This window comes from Streptomyces sp. JJ36, from assembly GCF_021696945.1.
Lineage (GTDB): Bacteria > Actinomycetota > Actinomycetes > Streptomycetales > Streptomycetaceae > Streptomyces.
Map to the genome: position 1 here is coordinate 20,623 of NZ_JACYHE010000039.1, position 17,473 is coordinate 38,095.

The 17,473-nt window shown below is 76.5% G+C and carries 16 protein-coding genes; 9 read left to right on the forward strand and 7 right to left on the reverse strand.

All coding sequences use genetic code 11. The features are described from left to right. Positions 1–124 precede the first annotated feature (124 nt). From HOY81_RS16190 to HOY81_RS16205, 4 genes are all read left to right on the forward strand, one after another. Complete coding sequence (locus HOY81_RS16190; protein ID WP_237321126.1) at positions 125–778, forward strand: urea carboxylase-associated family protein; 654 nt, start codon at positions 125–127, stop codon at positions 776–778. A gap of 310 nt (positions 779–1,088) precedes the next feature. Then, on the forward strand, positions 1,089–1,454 hold the full coding sequence (locus HOY81_RS16195; protein ID WP_237321148.1) for a DoxX family protein: 366 nt from the start codon (positions 1,089–1,091) through the stop codon (positions 1,452–1,454). A gap of 90 nt (positions 1,455–1,544) precedes the next feature. Next, positions 1,545–1,739, forward strand: a complete 195-nt coding sequence (locus tag HOY81_RS16200) for a hypothetical protein (protein WP_237321127.1) — start codon at positions 1,545–1,547, stop codon at positions 1,737–1,739. A 41-nt stretch (positions 1,740–1,780) separates the two neighbouring features. Continuing rightward, entirely contained in the window at positions 1,781–3,322 is a 1,542-nt protein-coding gene (locus HOY81_RS16205; protein ID WP_306423496.1) for a hypothetical protein, read from the forward strand. A gap of 16 nt (positions 3,323–3,338) precedes the next feature. Here the strand turns inward: HOY81_RS16205 and HOY81_RS16210 are convergent, their stop codons facing one another. Continuing rightward, entirely contained in the window at positions 3,339–4,850 is a 1,512-nt protein-coding gene (locus HOY81_RS16210; protein WP_237321128.1) for a PLP-dependent aminotransferase family protein, read from the reverse strand. A gap of 97 nt (positions 4,851–4,947) precedes the next feature. On the opposite strand from HOY81_RS16210, the gene HOY81_RS16215 reads away from it, so the two are divergent. Both HOY81_RS16215 and HOY81_RS16220 read left to right on the forward strand, forming a co-directional pair. Then, positions 4,948–5,640, forward strand: coding sequence for a YitT family protein (locus tag HOY81_RS16215; protein WP_237321129.1), 693 nt, complete (start codon positions 4,948–4,950; stop codon positions 5,638–5,640). A gap of 324 nt (positions 5,641–5,964) precedes the next feature. Next, positions 5,965–6,342 (forward strand): RNA polymerase-binding protein RbpA, encoded by a 378-nt coding sequence (locus HOY81_RS16220; protein WP_027751042.1) that lies wholly within the window; start codon positions 5,965–5,967, stop codon positions 6,340–6,342. 119 nt (positions 6,343–6,461) lie between these two features. On the opposite strand, the gene fxsA is transcribed toward HOY81_RS16220, so the two are convergent. From fxsA to HOY81_RS16245, 5 genes are all read right to left on the reverse strand, one after another. Then, the gene (gene fxsA / locus HOY81_RS16225) at positions 6,462–7,067 is read right to left on the reverse strand and encodes an FxsA family membrane protein (RefSeq protein WP_237321130.1); all 606 of its coding nucleotides are present in this window, start codon (positions 7,065–7,067) and stop codon (positions 6,462–6,464) included. Positions 7,068–7,070: 3 nt separating this feature from the next. Further along, on the reverse strand, positions 7,071–7,838 hold the full coding sequence (locus tag HOY81_RS16230; RefSeq protein ID WP_237321131.1) for a polyprenol monophosphomannose synthase: 768 nt from the start codon (positions 7,836–7,838) through the stop codon (positions 7,071–7,073). After that, positions 7,835–9,664, reverse strand: a complete 1,830-nt coding sequence (gene lnt / locus HOY81_RS16235; RefSeq protein WP_237321132.1) for an apolipoprotein N-acyltransferase — start codon at positions 9,662–9,664, stop codon at positions 7,835–7,837. The genes HOY81_RS16230 and lnt overlap by 4 nt, the downstream gene beginning before the upstream one ends. A 515-nt stretch (positions 9,665–10,179) precedes the next feature. Further along, positions 10,180–11,835: an amidohydrolase gene (locus HOY81_RS16240; protein ID WP_237321133.1), complete on the reverse strand. Its 1,656-nt coding sequence runs from the start codon at positions 11,833–11,835 to the stop codon at positions 10,180–10,182. Between the two features lie 180 nt (positions 11,836–12,015). After that, on the reverse strand, positions 12,016–12,456 hold the full coding sequence (locus HOY81_RS16245) for an Lrp/AsnC family transcriptional regulator (protein WP_237321134.1): 441 nt from the start codon (positions 12,454–12,456) through the stop codon (positions 12,016–12,018). 250 nt (positions 12,457–12,706) lie between these two features. Between HOY81_RS16245 and HOY81_RS16250 the strand changes: the two genes are divergently transcribed. Both HOY81_RS16250 and HOY81_RS16255 read left to right on the forward strand, forming a co-directional pair. Next, a complete protein-coding gene (locus HOY81_RS16250; protein WP_237321150.1) occupies positions 12,707–13,057 on the forward strand; it encodes a hypothetical protein in 351 nt (116 codons plus the stop codon). A 97-nt stretch (positions 13,058–13,154) separates the two neighbouring features. Beyond that, complete coding sequence (locus HOY81_RS16255) at positions 13,155–13,787, forward strand: endonuclease (protein WP_237321135.1); 633 nt, start codon at positions 13,155–13,157, stop codon at positions 13,785–13,787. A 69-nt stretch (positions 13,788–13,856) separates the two neighbouring features. Here the strand turns inward: HOY81_RS16255 and HOY81_RS16260 are convergent, their stop codons facing one another. Further along, on the reverse strand, positions 13,857–14,834 hold the full coding sequence (locus HOY81_RS16260; protein WP_237321136.1) for an acetylxylan esterase: 978 nt from the start codon (positions 14,832–14,834) through the stop codon (positions 13,857–13,859). A 419-nt stretch (positions 14,835–15,253) separates the two neighbouring features. On the opposite strand from HOY81_RS16260, the gene HOY81_RS16265 reads away from it, so the two are divergent. Continuing rightward, positions 15,254–17,440: an alpha-galactosidase gene (locus tag HOY81_RS16265; RefSeq protein WP_237321137.1), complete on the forward strand. Its 2,187-nt coding sequence runs from the start codon at positions 15,254–15,256 to the stop codon at positions 17,438–17,440. Positions 17,441–17,473 lie beyond the last annotated feature (33 nt).

The following is a 17,473-nucleotide window of genomic DNA, read 5'->3' on the forward strand; positions in this document are numbered from 1 at the left end:
TCCAGTGAAGTGGCCGGCGGCCGCGGCGGCGAGGGGGCGGGCCGGGCGCCGTAGGATGCGGCCCGCCGGGGGTCGGCCCGGCGCGGGAGGAGCGGGCGGCCCCGGCCGCCGGGGAGGAGCGGCAGTGGGACCGGAGGCGGGGACGCCGGGCGAGGAGCCGCTGCGCCGGGTGCCGGCGGGCAGCGCGGTGCTGCAGGAGCTGGCGGCAGGTGAGCGGCTGGTGGTGGTGAACACGCCGGGGACACAGGTGGTGGACTGCTGGGCGTTCGTGCGGGACCCGGAGGGCGGCCACGCGGGCGAGCACATGTCGATGGAGCACACCCGGGTGGAGCTGGAGCGGGTGTGCCCGGCGGTCGGCGACAGCCTCTTCAGCAACCGCCGCCGGCCGGTGCTGACGCTGGTGGCGGACACCTCCCCGGGGGTGCACGACACCACGCTCGCCGCGTGCGACGTCCACCGCTACCGGCGGCTGGGGGCCCGCGGCCACCACGCGAACTGCACGGACAACCTGCTGGCCGCGCTGGCGTCGGCGGGGCTGCGCCCGGACGGCGTGCCCTGTCCGTTCAACCTGTGGGAGAACGCTCCGGTGCGCCCGGACGGCACCCAGCGGATCCGGCCGCCGGTGAGCCGTCCCGGGGACCGGGTGGTGCTGCGGGCGGAGCGGGACCTGCGGGTCGTGCTGTCGGTGTGCCCGCAGGATCTCGCCCCGACGAACGGGGCGGAGGGGGTGCCCGGGGACGTGCACATCGCGGTGGAGCCGGCGCGGGGCGCGGACTGAACCGGACTGGCCGCGGGACCGTCCGGGCGGATGCCGGCGGCGTCCGCCGGCGAACAGCCACCGCGGCGGACACCGGCGGACGCCGACGGAGAACGCGAGGCCAGTGGTCTAGACATGACAACCACGGCTCGCTAACTTGTCAGGTCTAGACCAAACCGTCCCGGCCTCCCGCCTCGGCCGGGCACGCCGCCCTCGCACACCCCGGACCCCCACCCCTGTGGAGCGAGCCATGCAGCGGACCGCACCGACCCCCCACCGCACCCCCGGCCCCGCCACGCAGCAGCAGGCCGTCACCCTCGGGCTCTTCCGGATGGTAGCCGGGCTGCTCTTCGCCTGCCACGGCGCGGCCACCCTCTTCGACGTCCTGGGCGGCCCGCACGGCACCGCGCCCGCGGTCGCCGAGTGGCCCGGCTGGTGGGCCGCGGTGATCCAGCTCACCGGCGGCGGGCTCGTCCTGCTGGGCCTGGGCACCCGGTCCGCCGCGATGCTCTGTTCGGGCTCGATGGCCTACGCGTACTTCACCGTGCACCAGGAGAGCGGACTCCTCCCGATCGAGAACGGCGGCGAGCCGGCGGCGCTCTTCTGCTGGAGCTTTCTGCTGATCGCGGCCCTGGGGCCGGGGCGCTGGGCACTGGACGGCACGCGCGACCGGACGTCCGGCCACCCTGAAGGGTGATAAATCACCCGATTGCGACTTTCCTCCTTACGATACTTTCTGTGAAGGTGGAACAGCTCATGGTGAACGTCCCCTACTCCAGGAGTGCCCATGATTCTGTCCATCTCCGGCGTGGTGCTGCTCGGCATCATCGTCTTTCTGTTCTTCCGCAAGGACGGCTTGAAGCCGTCGCACGCCATCATCTGCGCCCTCTTCGGCTTCTACCTGGCGGGCACGGCGATCGCGCCGGGCATCAAGGCCGGCGGCGAGAGCCTGGCCGGCCTGCTGGGCGGCATCAAGCTCTAGCCGGGGCGGGCGACGGACGTACCGAGGAGGTCGGTGTGGTTCTGCGGCCACTGCCCGCGGCACTGCGGCGCGCCGGGGAGCCCGGGCAGACGGCGCGCCGGGGCCGTGACCTGGCGCGCGCCGGGGCGGACGGGGTGCGCGACGTGCTGCACCCGCTCGTCACCGTCGGCCGTGGTCTCGTACGGCTGACCACCGCCGGCCGCGCCTGGTGGGAACGGACACCGGCGGAGCGGCGGAGCCCCGTACTCGGTCTCGGCGGCCTGGCGCTGGCCGCGGCGTACCTGCTGCCGTACGGCCCGGCCGTCGCGGTGGGCGCGGTGCTCCTGGCGGCGGCGTGGCAGGGCCGCAAGCCGCCCCCGGAGCCGGACTGCACCGGCCCGGGCGAGGAGGAACTGGCCCGCCTGCAGGCGCTCTACGAGGCCCTGGTGCCCTGCTTCGCGCTGCCCGAGGACCCGGCGCCGGAGCCGCTCTACGCACCCGACGGAAGCTGGGAGCGGGCGTTCGAGGAGTTCGCCTTCACCCCGGAGTCCCGGATCGAGCGGCTGCTGCTGCGCTACCCGCCCTGGTTCCGGGACGGCGAGCCGGAGGAGCGGCACCGGGTGGAGCGGCTGCTGCGGGCCAAGGCCGGCCGGGGACGCGAGTACCGCTTCGTGTGGGAGGAGGAACGGAACCGGCTGGAGCTGTCCGTGCCCGAGCCGCTGCCCGCCGACCTGTGTGCGCAGCGCTTCGTGGTGGCACCCGGCGAGACGGTGCTGGGCTTCACCGACACCGGGGCGGTGCGGCGGACGCTGCCGGTGGCGGACGGGGCGGAGACGCGGGACGTGCCGCCGGTGGTGTGGCGCACCGGCCCGCGGTCCACCGAGCCGCACCTGCTGGCCCTGGGCAACCCCGGCTCGGGGATCACCACGCTGCTGCGGTCGGTGGTGCTCCAGGCGCTGCCGCACGGCGACGTGCTGGTGACGGACGGCGGCGGGGCCGGCGAGTTCGCCTCCCTCGCCGGGCGGCACGGGGTGCTGGCCGTGGAGTCCTCGCTGACCGGGGCGCTGTCCGCGCTGGAGTGGGCGGCGCACGAGACGGAGCGGCGGCTGCTGGCCGCGCAGCACGCGCGGCAGACCGGACGGCCGCTCCCCGGGGACGTGCGGCGGCCGCTGTGGGTGGTGGTGGACCGGCCTGCCGTGCTGAGCCATCTGGCGCGGGCCGAGGGCCGGCCGGATCCGCAGGAGCTGCTGGAGGTGCCGCTGCGGCACGGGCGCGCCGCCGGGGTGACGGTGGTGGTGGCCGACCAGTTCGAGGGGGCCGAGGGGCTCTCCCAGGCCGTGCGGGCGTACACCCGGGCGCGGGTGGTGCTGGGCGCGGCCTCGGTGGAACAGGTCCGGGCCGTGCTGGGCGAGACGCCGCACACCACGCCCGCCCCGGACCCGCCGCCGGGACGCGGGTACGCCCGGCTGGGCGGCGGCCCGGTGCTGCGCATGCAGGTGCCGGCCACCCCGGACCCGTACGACGACGCGGCGGGCGAGCGGCAGCGGCAGGCGGTGCAGGCGCTGCTCCCGGAGCACTCCGGGCAGGTCGCCCCGGTCGGGTGACACCGCGCCCGCGTGCTCAGGCGACGTACGTCCGCGGGGCGGTGCCGCCACCGGCGGCACCGGTGCGCACCTGGTCCGCGGCCGCGGCCAGCCGGGTGACGGCCTCGGTGGCGAGCGGCTCGCCGAGGGTGAACGGCAGCCGCACATAGGTCTCGAACGCGCCGTCCACGCCGAAGCGCGGGCCCGAGGGGACGCGTACCCCGAGGCGCTCCCCCGCCTCCGCGATCCGGGATCCGGAGAGGCCGCCGGTGCGCGCCCAGAGGGTCAGCCCGCCGTGCGGCACGGCGTACTCCCAGTCGGGCAGGTGCCGGCGGAGGGCGGCGACCAGGGCGTCCCGGTTGCCGCGGGCGCGTTCCCGGCGCAGGGCGAGCGCCGGCTCCCAGCCGCCCCCGGTGAGCAGCCCGGCGACGGCGAGCTGCTCCAGGACGGGGCTGCCGAGGTCGGCGGAGGCGCGGGCGGCGATGAGGCTGCGGATCACCTCGGGGGCGGCCCGCACCCAGCCGATGCGCAGGCCCGTCCAGACCGACTTGCTGGCCGAGCCGATCGTCACCACGGTGGAGCCGCCGGGGTCGAAGGCGGCGACGGGCCGTGGCCGGGGGGCGTCGTCCAGGGCGAGCTCGGCCATCGTCTCGTCGGCGACCAGCACCGTCCCGGAGGCCCGGGCGGCGGCGACCAGCTCGCGCCGCTGGTCCTCGCCGGCGAGCGCTCCGGTGGGGTTCTGGAAGTCGGCCATCACATAGGCCATCCGCGGGGCGGACTCCCGCAGCACCCCGCGCCAGGCCGGGAGGTCCCAGCCGGCGAGGCCCTCGGCCATGGCGACGGGGACCAGCCGGGCGCCGGACTCCCGCAGGAGCTGGAGGATGTTGGCGTAGCTGGGGTGCTCCACGGCGACCCGCTCGCCGCGGGGCGTGAAGAGCCGGGCGAGTGCGGCCACCGCCCCCATCGCACCGGTGGCGATCATGATCTGCTCGGGCATGGTGGGCACGCCGCGCGCGGTGTAGTGCCCGGCGACGGCCTCCCGCAGCACGGGCAGGCCGGCGGGATAGTCGCCGTGGGTGTGGGCGTACGGCGGGAGGGCGGCGAGGGCCTGTTCGAAGGCGCGGGTGAGGTGGGGCTCGGGTGCGGGCAGCGCGGCGTGCCCGAGGTCGATCATGGTGTCGGCGGCCTCCGGCGGCAGCGGCTCCAGACCGCCGATCGGCGGCGGGCTGCCCTCCGGCACCGCCGTCCAGCTTCCGGCGCCGCGCCGGGAGGCCAGGAAGCCGTCCGCCCGGAGGGTCTCGAAGGCGGTCGCGACGGTGGTGCGGGACACCCCCAGCGCGGCGGCGAGCTCCCGCTCGGCGGGGAGGCGGGCGCCCACCGGGACCCGGCCCTCCAGGACCAGCAGCCGGACGCCGTCGGCCAGGGCCCGGTACGCCGGGACGCGGCGCCCCGGGCCGCCGCCGGCGCCGGGGCGGCCGGCGCCGGGATGCTGCGAGGCGAGCAGCCGGGCCAGTTGGGGAGCGCCGACCGCGGTCGTCCAGGGAGCCATTTTCCGGTCCACCTCTCGCGCATTGGCCATGGTTCCGGCCCGTCCGGGAGCCACAGACTGCCATGCGCCGGTCCACCACGCCACCAGGGGAGGATTCTTGTCCGAGTCGGAGAGTGCGGGTTCACCGGGCTCCACGGGGTCCGGGCGGCGGCTGCCGCGGCGGCTGCTCCAGCTGTACGCGGGTCTGGTGCTGTACGGGGCGAGCGCGGCGCTCATGGTGCGGGCCGCCCTGGGCCTCAACCCGTGGGACGTACTGCACCAGGGCGTCGCGGAGCACACCGGCCTCACCATCGGCCTGGTCTCGGTGCTGACCGGTGCGCTGGTGCTGCTGCTGTGGGTGCCGCTGCGGCAGCGGCCGGGGCTGGGCACGGTGTCGAACGTGGTGGTCCTGGGGCTGTCCCTGGACGCCACGCTCTGGCTGCTGCCGGAACCCCGTGCGCTGGCCGTGCGGGTGCCGCTGCTGATCGCCGGGATCGTGCTGAACGGCGTGGCGACCGGTCTCTACATCGCCGCCCGGCTCGGCCCGGGGCCGCGGGACGGCCTGATGACCGGCCTGCACCAGGTCACCGGCCGCTCGGTGCGGCTGGTGCGCACCGGCATCGAACTGGCGGTGCTGGGGGCGGGGATCCTGCTGGGCGGGTCGGCCGGGGCCGGCACGGCGGCGTACGCGCTGGCGATCGGCCCGCTCTCCCAGTACTTCCTGCGGCTCTTCGCGGTGTCCGGGGAGGGCGGTCGTTCCCCGGTGGTGGCGCGCGGCGGGCCGCGGCGGCGCACCGTGCTGGGGCGGTGACGCGGCCACGGCCGGCTCCCCCGCGGGGGCCGGGGGCGGAGCGGATTTAGAAGATGAAGCGGCGGCCCGGTAGTGTACGCCTTCGGCCCGCCGGATGGACCGTTACTGCACGCCAAGGCGACACGAACGCTGGGTGACATCTCCTGTCACATGTGACAAACCGGGCGCCGGTGGGTACCGCATTATTCGACGTATTCGACGAGCGGCGACACGACGGGCGACGCATGTCCCGGCACGGGAATCTTCACCGCCGACCGGACGTTGACCGGATGACGACGACAGCGACACCTGTCCTGTGGGCGACAAGCCCGGGAGGCACGATTCATGAGTGAGCGAGCTCTGCGCGGCACGCGACTCGTGGTGACCAGCTACGAGACCGACCGCGGTATCGACCTGGCGCCGCGCCAGGCCGTGGAGTACGCATGCCAGAACGGTCATCGGTTCGAGATGCCGTTCTCGGTTGAGGCCGAGATCCCGCCGGAGTGGGAGTGCAAGGTGTGCGGGGCACAGGCACTCCTGGTGGACGGCGAGGGGCCGGAGGAGAAGAAGGGCAAGCCCGCCCGTACGCACTGGGACATGCTGATGGAGCGGCGTACCCGGGAGGAGCTCGAGGAGGTGCTGGCCGAGCGGCTGGCGGTGCTCCGCTCAGGCACCATGAACATCGCCGTGCACCCGCGCGACAGCAAGCGCAAGTCCGCCTAGCGGGAGCCCGCCGCACGGACATGCCGGGCAGGGGCCCGCGGCCGCCGCGTCAGGCGGCCGCGGGCCCCTGCCTGCTCGTGCAGCCGGCCGCCCGGCGCGGGCCGCGCCCGCCGGCCGGGTCAGTGCGCGGGCGGCTCGTCGTCCCGGACCACCTCGCCCTGGACCACGGTGCCGCCGGGACGGTGGATGCGCGACTGCTGCTGCGCGCTGCGCGCCTGCCGCATCGCCACCCCGAGCTCGCCGCGGTCCAGCAGCCGCTCGCCGCCGCGCCGCAGCAGCGCCGCCGTGGGCGGGAAGAGGCACAGCAGGCCGAGGGCGTCGGAGACCAGGCCGGGCACCATGAGCAGCAGGCCGCCGAGCATGGCCAGGGCGTTGCCCCCGCGCTGGTCCCGGGCCGCGGCCGCCGCCGCTGCGGGGTCGGCGCCCGGCTGCAGCGCGGCGGCGAGCTGCCGCCAGGCGCGGCGGCCCGCCCACTTGATCACCAGCGCGCCCAGTACCAGCCCACCCAGCAGGAGCGCCAGCACGGTCAGCCCGCCGGCGGCACCTCCCACCAGGGTGAGCAGCCAGATCTCCAGCACCACCCAGGCGGCGACGACCAGCGGCAGCAGCCGGGGGGCGCGGGTCCGGCGGCGGCCCGCGCGGGCGTCACCGCGACGGGTGCCCGCCCCGGGCCGGTCCCGCTCGCCCGGCGGAGGTTCGTAGGGAGTGGGGGTGCCGTGGGTCATGTCTCAAGTGTGCCTGCGGCCGGAGAGTTTTCTCACCCGGCCCTCGAGACCCCAGGCAGTGACCCGCCACAGCGCCTCGGCGACGATGTCCCGGCTCATCTTGGAGTCGCCCCGCTCCCGCTCGACGAAGGTGATCGGGACCTCCACCACGTGGAAGCCGGCCCGGATCGCGCGGTGCGCGAGGTCCACCTGGAAGCAGTAGCCCTGAGAGGCGACGTCCGCCATGCCGATGCCCTCCAGGGTCTCCCGGCGGAAGGCGCGGTAGCCGCCGGTGACGTCCCGGATCGGGATGTCCAGCAGCAGCCGGGAATAGGTGCTGCCGCCACGGGAGAGCAGTTCCCGGGAGCGCGGCCAGTTCACCACCCGCCCGCCGGGCACCCAGCGCGAGCCGAGCACCAGGTCGGCGCCCTTGAGCGCGGTGAGCAGCCGGGGCAGCTCCTCCGGCTGATGGGAGCCGTCGGCGTCCATCTCCACCAGCACGCCGTAGCCGTGTTCGAGACCCCAGCGGAACCCGGCGAGGTAGGCGGCGCCGAGGCCCTCCTTGCCCCGGCGGTGCAGCACCTTCACCCGGTCGTCCTCGGCGGCGAGCTCGTCGGCGATCTTGCCGGTGCCGTCGGGGCTGTTGTCGTCGGCGACCAGTACGTGGGCCTCCGGGACCGCCGACCGGACCCGGGAGACGACCGGCCGGATGTTGTCGGCCTCGTCGTACGTCGGGATGATCACCAGGACCGTGCCGAGCGGGCCGTACCGCCGCTGTGCGTTCCGAGTCATCGCTGCCGCCCCTCCGCCTGGTCCGCCGTACGTGCCCGGCGGCCGGCGAACGCCCATCCGGCGGCCGCGGCCCAGGCACCGAGGCCCACCATAGCGAGGGCCCACTCCGGTGCGGCGCCGACGCGGTCGGCCAGAGTGCGGCCGTCCCGCAGCGGCAGCTCGGCGAGGAGCACGTCCCGGGTGAACTCCGCGGTGCGCTGGCGCACCGTGCCGTCCGGACCGACGACGGCGCTGATGCCGCTGGTGGCGGCGGTCACCACGGCGCGGCCGTGCTCGACGGCGCGCAGTTTCGACATGGCGAGCTGCTGCTCCGGCTGGCCGGTGCGGCCGTAGGTGGCGTTGTTCGTCTGTACGACCAGGGCGCGCGCGCCGTCGCGCACGGTGGCCCGGACGATCTCGTCGTAGGCGACCTCGAAGCAGATCACGTCGCCGAGGCGGGCGGGACCCACCTGGAGCACGCCGGTGTGCTCGCCGGGCCAGAAGTCGCGCGGGACGCGCTCCAGGCGCGAGATGACGGTGCTGAGCTGCTCGCGGAAGGGCACGTACTCGCCGAACGGCACGGGGTGCTGTTTGGTGTACGAGGCGCCGGGGCCGGTCTCGGGGTCCCAGACGATGCCCTGGTTCTCGACGTACCCCTCCTCGGTGGGGTGGTCGACCAGGGCGCCGACGAGGACGGGGACACCGATGGCGTCCACCGCCTCCTCGATCCGCAGCCGGGCCTCCGGGTGGCGGAAGGGGTCCAGGTCCGAGGCGTTCTCCGGCCAGATCACCAGGTCGGGGCGGGCGGCCTCGCCGGCCCGCACCCGGTCGGCGAGATCCAGGGTGGCCTCGACGTGGTTGTTGAGGATCTTCATGGGGCGCCCGAGGAAGTCCATGCCGGGCTGCTGCACGTTGCCCTGGACCACCGCGATGTCCACGGTGTCCGCGGCCCGGGTGGGCACCGGGACGGCGAATCCGGCCACGCCCACCAGACCGGCGAGGGCGGTGGCGCCCGCAGCGGGGAGCAGCGGGCGGACGCCGCCCCCGGAGGGGCCGCTCTGCCGGGCATGGGCCTGCCGCCGGGCGGCGACCGCCGTGAACACGGCCGCGGCCAGCAGGGTGCCGGTGAGGGCGACGGCGAAGGTGACCAGCGGGGCGCCGCCGAGAGCGGCGAGCGGGGTGAAGGGCGAGCCCGTGTTGGCGAAGGCCAGCCGGCCCCAGGGGAAGCCGCCGAAGGGCACCCGGTCCCGGGCCCACTCCTCGGCGACCCAGAGGCAGGCGGCCCAGAACGGCCAGAACGGCAGCCGGGAGGTGACGGCGAGCCCGGCGCCCAGGGCGGAGAGGAAGAGGGCCTGGATCAGCGCCAGCCCCACCGTGGCGTCCCAGCCCACCACGTGCAGCCACTTGAGCAGGAAGACGAAGAACGGCAGCCCGAGGGCGAGCCCGGCCCAGGCGCCCTGCCGGGCGCTGCGGCCCCGGGTGAGCAGGCTGAGGGCGGCCACGGCCGCCAGCGAGAGCGGCCACAGGTCGTACGGCGGGAAGGCCAGGCCGAGGGCGATTCCGGCGGCGGCCGCCAGCGCGGTCCGCGGTGTCTCGCGGCGCAGCAGGGCGGCGGCGCGGCGGCCGCGGCCCCGCGGGGCGGTGCTGGCGGCGGCTCCCGTGCCGGCGTCCTCCTCGGTGGTGTCCGGGCCGGGTGCGGCGCCGGCGCCGGGCTCCTCCGGGCCGGGCCCGGGCCGTTCCGGGGCGCCGGGGTCCTGCGTGGCGGACGGTTCCACGGCGGGGCCCGGCCGGTCGGTGACCGGCCCGTGCGGGGCGGATGCGGCGGTGGTGTCGGGGCCCGAGGGCACGGTCGCGGCCTTCCTGCAGGTCGTGCGGTGATGAGGCGACCGTATAACGAACGGCGCGCGCGCGGAGGGGCGGGCGCGGAAAGTGACGGGGCGCACCCGGCCGGCCGGGGCTGCGGATCGGGGCCCGGTGCCCTTCGGGCCGACCTGGGACCCGCTGGCTGCGGGTCGACCGAGAGCCGTTGTCTACTGAGCGTCCGGGCCCCATCCGGGTCACACCTGCCGGCCGGACGACCTCTTCCGCCCCCGTGCCGCGGGCGCTGGACCTGGCTCCCAGTGGTGGTGTGCCGGTGCGACGCACCACCCCATGGCCCAGCGGCGTATCACACGACTGCGCGGAGGATCACCGGTCGGACGTCCTGTGGTGGACGCGGCCGAACCTACCCGGCCCACGGCGTCGGCTGTCAACACCGCCCTGGCCTGCGGCGATCTCGAAAAACAGCAGGTCAGTGGCGTGCGGCCGGCGCCGGGGCGACAGGCCGAGGGCACGTCGTTCGGCGGTACGGCGCGCCGGGCGCTCACCCGTTCGGCCGTGCGAAGACCGTGCGTCCGGCCACCACCGTCCGCAGGCACACCGGGAGTTGACCGCCCGGGGTGAGGTCGGGCAGCCCGGGGGTGCCGGACCGCGGGTCCGTCGACCAGTTGGCCACCCGCGTGTCGGGCGCCTGCACCACCAGTTCCCCGGCGCGCCAGACGGCGTAGTCGGCGGGGGTGCCGGGGACCAGCACGCCGGAGTCGTCGTGGCCGGCGGCCCGCCGGCCGCCCCGGGTGTGGGCGGTGAAGGCGGCGCGGGCGGAGATGCGGTGGGCGGGCGTGCGGTGGAAGGCGGCGGCGCGCACCGCCTCCCACGGCCCGAGCGGGGTGACGGGGCTGTCGGAGCCGAGCGCCAGCGGCACCCCGGCGCGCAGCAGGTCCGCGTACGGGTTGAGGGTGCGGGCCCGCTCGGCCCCCAGCCGCCGGGCGTACATGCCGTCCTCGCCGCCCCAGGCGGCGTCGAAGCCCGGCTGCACGGAGGCGGTGAGGGCGAAGTCCGCGAAGGCGGCGATCGTGGCCGGGGTGAGCATCTCGGCGTGTTCCACGCGGTGCCGGGCGGCCCGCACCCGCTCCGGGCCGACCCGCTCGGCGGCGGCCCGCACGCCGTCGGTCACCGCGGTGAGGGCGGCGTCGCCGATGGCGTGGAAACCGGCCTGGAGCCCGGCCTCGGTACAGGCGGCGACATGGGCGGCCACGGCACCGGCGTCCAGGTGGGCCGTGCCGCAGTGCTCCGGGCTCCCGTCGTCGGCGTAGGGGGCGTGCAGCGCGGCCGTGCGGGAGCCGAGGGAGCCGTCGGCGAAGAGGTCGCCCGCCGCGCCGTGGGCGCCGAGCTCCCGCACCCGGGCGGCGTCCTTCGCAGACGTGACGAGCTCCGCCCAGTAGCCGGTGACCCGCGGCCCCGGCTCCTCGGCGGCCAGCCGGAGCAGCCCGGTCAGGTCCTCCTCGCCGGAGATGTCGGGCCCGGCGCACTCGTGCACCGCTCCGACGCCGAGCTCCGCGGCGTGGCGCAGGGCCGCGCGCTGGGCGTCGGCGCGCTGCCCGGGGGTGAGCGCGCCGTACGCGGCGCGGCGGGCGGCGTGATGGGCCTCGCCGGTCAGCGGGCCGTCGGGGGCGTATCCGGGCAGCCCCGCCAGACCGGGCACCAGGTCCAGCAGCGCCGAGCTGACCAGGGCGGAGTGGACGTCGACCCGGGTGAGGTAGAGCGGGCGGCCGCCGGTGGCCCGGTCGAGCTCGGCGCGGGTGGGGTGGCGCTGCTCGGGCCACTCGGTGGTGTCCCAGCCGGTGCCCAGCAGCACGCGGTCGCCGGGCCGGGCGGCGGCGTGCGCGCCGACGCGGTCCAGCGCCTCGGTCAGGCCGCGGCAGCCACCCAGGTCCAGCCCGGTGCGGGCCAGCCCGGTGGCCGTGGTGTGCACATGTGCGTCGGTGAAGGCAGGGGTCACCAGCGCCCCGGCGAGCTGCACCACCTCGTCGACGCCGTCGGCGAAGGAGTCGGCGGCCCCCTCGGAGCCGACCCAGGCGATCCGGTCGCCGTCGACGACCATCGCGGTGGCGAAGGGGTCCGCGGGGCTGTGCACCGTGCCGCCGCGGAGCAGGACGGTACGGTGCGGCCCGCCGGCCGGCGGGGATGCGGGGTCGTTCACGGCGCTCTGCCTCGGGGTCGGGGACGGGGGACGGACGGACGCGCCCCGGCGGCGGTGCCCGGGGGCCGCACGGCACGGGCGTGCCGTACCCAGTCTGGCGCCCGCCCCGGCTGCCGGCGCTGCGGGGTCTGCGGCGGGGGCCACGCTGCTGATGCTGCCCGCCCCGGCGCCGCGGCGCGCTCAGACCTTCGGCGGGCGCGCCTCGTACGGAGTGGAGAGGACCACCGTCGTCCGGGTGGAGACGCCGGCCAGCGAACGGATGCGGGCCAGCAGGTCCTCCAGCTCGAGCGGCCCGGTGACCCGGACCTTGAGGATGTAGTTCTCGTCGCCCGCGACACTGTGGCAGGCCTCGATCTCGGGGACGTCGGCGAGCCGGTCGGCGATGTCGTCGGGGGCGCTCGGGTCGAAGGGCTTCACCGAGATGAACGCGGTCAGGGGCAGCCCGACCGCGTTGGGATCGACCAGCGCGGCGTAGCCACGGATCACCCCGCGCTGTTCCAGGCGGCGCACCCGCTGGTGCACCGCCGAGGTGGACAGGCCGGTGGCCTTGCCCAGGTCGGTGTAGCTCATCCGCCCGTCCTTGACGAGCAATTCCACGATGTGCCGGTCCAGCTCCTCCACAGCAGGTCAACCTACTGTGCCGAGCATGCTCCGGCACAGCGGGCGCGGGCTCCGGTGCACGCCCGGGCACACGGTGTGACCAATGCCACACTCGTGCACCTGCGTCCGCAGGTGCACCGGGATTATGCGCGGGGCGCCACGGGAAATGCTTGCTGTGGCCGGGCCCGGTCACCGGGCCTGCTCACCCGAGGGGGACTGCATGCGCACAACGAAGTCGCTCCGCTCCGTCCGCACCAGGCACGCGGCCGAGATGGCGGAGGCGGTACCTGCGGTCGGCACGGAGGCCGACGACGCCTACGAGACCTACGAGATCTTCCGGGTGGACTGCCCGGAGTGCGGGCAGCCCATCGCGCTGCTCGCGGAGGAGGAGACGCTGCCGGAGCACGCCCTGTGCACGGCCCGCTGGGACCCGTTCGGCATGACGGTCTGCCCGGGCTCGGGCCGCGCCGCCACGGAGGCGCCCCCGTCCGGGCGGGAGGCGCAGGAGGAGGACGCGGCGGCGCTGCTCACGCTGCCGGCCGGCCTGGACTGGCGGACCCAGCCGTTCTCGCACGCCGGGCCCGCCCGCCCGCAGGGCTCCGGGCTCCGCCCGGCGCACTAGTCCGGAACGGGCGGGAACCCCTCCGCGCGCGTTGTGCCCGCCCCGTCGCGGGGCACTCGTCCACCGTCGTCGTCAGCGAGCGAGTGGGTGAGACGAGATGAGCGCGAAGAACGAGCGGCTGGTGCGGGAACTGCTGGACCGGCAGGGCCGGACGTACGCCGCCGAGGCGGGGATCACCCTGCGGGACAAGCCCGCTCCCCTGTACCAGGTGCTGGTGTTGTCGCACCTCCTCAGCGCCCGGATCCGGGCGAGCATGGCGGTGGCGGCCGCGCGTGCGCTCTTCGACGCCGGGATGCGGGACGCGCGGAAGATGGCCGACGCCACCTGGCAGCAGCGCGTGGACGCCCTCGGCGAAGGCGGCTACCGGCGCTACGACGAGCGCACCGCGACCCAGCTCGGGGAGGCGGCGGAGCTGGTGCTCGACCGCTACCGGGGCGACCTGCGGCGGCTGCGGGACGCCGGGGACGCCGGTCCGCTGCTCCGGGAGGTACCCGGGATCGGCCCGGCGGGCGTGGACATCTTCCTGCGCGAGGTGCAGGCCGTGTGGCCGGAGTACGCCCCGTACTTCGACCGGAAGGCCCTGGACGGGGCGAAGCGCCTCGGGCTGCCGGTCTCCGCGAAGACCCTGGCCGGCCTGGCGGGGGACGCCGGGCCGGCGCGGCTGGCGGCCGCACTGGTGCGGGTCGCGCTCGACAAGGAGGCCGGCGAGGAGGTACGCGCGGCGGCCTGACCCGCGGCGCGGGCCGCCCGCCGGCGGGGCCGCCGCGGCGCCGGGGCCTCCTTCGGGGTTCGGCGGCCGTCAGCCCTTGGGGCCGAGCCCCTGCTCCCGCAGCCAGCGGAGCTGTTCGGGAGCCTGCGCGAGGTAGCCGCCCCCGTGGTCCCCGAACTCCCACACCCGGATGTCGCGGGGACCGGCGTAGCGGTGGTACGCGGCGTAGACGGTGGACGGCGGGCAGACCGGATCCATCAGGCCGACGCTGAACAGTGCCGGGGCGGTGGCGCGGGACGCGAAGTGCACGCCGTCGAAGTGGCCGAGGGTGGCGAAGGCGCCCGCGGCCCCGGCCTGCCGGTGCACCCGGAGATAGCTGACGAGTTCGGTGTACGGGCCGTCGGAGGCGATCTCGGCGCCGCGCCGGAAGTGGCACAGGAACGGCACGTCGATCAGCGCCCCGGCCACCAGCTCGGGCGCGAGTCCCGCCGCGGCGAGGGCGAGGCCGCCGCCCTGGCTGCTGCCGGCCACGACCACGCGTCCGGGATCGACGCCGGGCAGCGTGCGGGCGCAGTCCACCGCCCGCACGCAGTCCGTCATCAGCCGGCGGTAGTAGTGCCGGCGCGGGTCCTCGATGCCGCGGGTCATCAGGCCCTCGACCCACTGGGTCCCGTCGCCCTCGCCGCGGTCGGGCGTGTCGTGGCCCTGGCCGCGGCTGTCCACGACCAGATGGGCGTAGCCGGCGGCGCTGCGCAGCAGCCGGTCCGTGGGGCGGCCCCGCCCGCCGCTGTACCCGAGGAACTCCACCACGGCGGGCAGCGGCCGCGGCGCCTCCCGTGGGGTCAGCAGCCAGGCCGCCACCGGCTCGCCGCGCCAGCCGGGGAAGCGCACGTCGTGCACGTCGACGGTGGCGAGCAGCGGATCGTCGACCGGGGTCAGCCGGGCCTCGCCGGGGTGGGCGCGGGCCTCCTCGAGGGTCTCCCGCCAGAAGGCGTCGAACCCCTCCGGCTCGGGGAGGTCGGGATGGTAGGAGGTGAGGGCGTCCAGGGGGAGGTCGGTCAGCGGCACGGTGCTCCTCGTGCGGGGTTGCGGGCGGGCCCGAGGCAGGGCCCGCGGCGGGGCGTGGGACATCGGACGGTACGCCCGTCCGGCGGCCGTCCGGGACGGCCGCCGGACACGGCGGCCGTGATCCGTACCCCGCCCGGCGGCGGCGGATGCACCCCCGCGACGTGCGTCCATGGGGGCCGCGGACCGCGGCGGGTCCCGCGGACCGGAGCAGAACCCGGCGCGCGGGCGGTTCTCCCGCGCTCGCACGGCCCGTGCGCCCCCGTGCGCCCCCGCGCGTCCGGGAGCGCGCCGCGCGGGTCCCGCGGCGCGCCCGGACCCGGGCGGCCCGTTGCGGCGGGAACCGGTGTGTGCCCGGCATCCCGGGGCGTCCTTCCGGGACGATCGGGAAGACCCGACCCCCCGACCGAGGGAGCGTATCCGTGGCACCACAGTCCGGCCTTCCCGGCTCCGGCCCCGTCCACCTCCGGGCCGCCGGGGTGAGCCTCGTGCTCGACCTCTCCGGCGGCACCCTGCCGCGCGTCCTGCACTGGGGCGCCGACCTGGGCGAGCCGGCCGGCCCGGAGCTCGACGCACTCGTCCTGACCCGGCGGCCGCCGCCGCTCGGCAACCCGGTGGACGGCCCGGTGCCGGTCGCGGTCCTGCCCGAGCAGTCGTCCGGGTGGCTCGGCACTCCGGGCGTGACCGGCCATCGCGGCGGCACCGACTTCTCCACCGCCTTCCGGGTGCACGACACCGGGCTCGTCCCGCACCCCGGCGGCGAGGGCGGGCGGCTGGTGGTCGACGCCCGCGACGAGACGGCGGCGCTCGGGCTGCGGCTGGAGACGGAGCTGACCCCGGCGGGCCTGGTGCGGCAGCGCGCCCGGCTCACCAACGAGGGCGACACGCCGTTCGCGCTGGAGGCCCTGCACCTGACCCTGCCCGTGCCGCCGGAGGCCACCGAGCTGCTGGACTTCACCGGCCGGCACCTGCGGGAGCGCACCCCGCAGCGCACCGCCTTCACCCACGGCCTGCGGATGCGGGAGAACCGCAGGGGCCGCACCGGCTTCGACAGCGCCTACCTGCTGGCGGCGGCCGGCGCGGGGTCCGGCAACCGGCGGGGCGAGGTCTGGGCCGTGCACACCGCCTGGCCGGGCAACCACCGCACCTTCGCCGAACGCACCCACCACTCCGTCTCGTTGCTGGGCTCCGGCGAGCTGCTGCTCGCCGGGGAGGTCCTGCTGGAGCCCGGCGCCGCCTATCTCTCGCCGTGGCAGTACGGCGCGTACGGCACCGGGCTGGACGGGGTGTCCGCCCGCTTCCACCGCCACCTGCGCGCCCGCGAGCAACACCCGTGCACGCCGCGGCCGGTGGTGGTGAACACCTGGGAGGCGGTCTACTTCGACCACGACCTGGACCGGCTGCGGGAGCTGGCGACCACGGCCGCGGAGGTCGGCGCCGAGCGGTTCGTCCTGGACGACGGCTGGTTCGGCGCGCGCCGCGACGCCCGGCGGGGGCTGGGCGACTGGTACGTCTCCGCGGAGGCCTGGCCGGACGGCCTGGGCCCGCTGACCGGCCATGTGACCGGGCTGGGCATGGAGTTCGGCCTCTGGGTGGAACCGGAGATGGTCAACGAGGACTCCGAGCTGGCCCGGGCCCACCCCGACTGGATCATGGCCACCGGCGGGCGACTGCCCGGCCGGGCGCGGCACCAGCAGGTGCTCGACCTGGCCCACCCGGAGGCGTACGCGCACATTCTGGCCCGGCTGGACGCGCTGCTCCGCGCCCACCCCGTGGGCTACCTCAAGTGGGACCACAACCGCGACCTGGTGGAGGCCGGGCACCAGCCGGACGGGCGGGCCGGCGTGCACGACCAGACACGGGCCGTCCTGCGGCTGCTGGACGAGTTGCGCCGGCGGCACCCCGGCGTGGAGATCGAGTCGTGCTCGTCCGGCGGCGCCCGGGTCGACCTGGAGATCCTGGAACGCACCGACCGGGTGTGGGTCTCGGACTGCATCGACGCGCTGGAGCGGCAGCGCATCCAGCGCTGGACCAACGCCCTGATCCCGCTGGAACTGATGGGCACGCACGTGGGCGACGCGGTCTCGCACACCACCGGGCGGCGCCACACCCTGGACTTCCGGGCCGGCACCGCGCTCTTCGGGCACTTCGGGATCGAGTGGGACCTCACCGCCGCCACCCCGGAGGAGCGTTCCCGGCTGGGGGCCTGGGTGTCCCTCTACAAGGAGCTGCGCCCGCTGCTGCACAGCGGCACCGCGGTGCACGCGGACCACCCGGACCCGGCCCTGGAGCTGCACGGGGTGGTGGCCGCGGACGGCTCCGACGCGCTCTTCGCGCTGGTCGCCACCGGCACCTCGGAGTTCTGCCCGCCCGGCCCGGTGCGGCTGCCGGGCCTCGATCCCGCGGCGCGGTACCGGGTACGCCCGCAGCCGCCCGGCGACGTGCCGGAGGGCCCCGGGGGGCGGCGGGGCGGGGCGCCGTGGTGGACGCCGGACGGGGTGGTGCTGCCGGGCCGGGTGCTGGAGTCGGCGGGCCTGCAGGCACCGGTGCTCTTCCCGGAGCGGCTGGTGCTGCTGCGGGCGACCCGCGCCGAGCAGGAAACCCGATGAGCGGCCCGGCGGCCGCCCCGTACACTCGGGGGC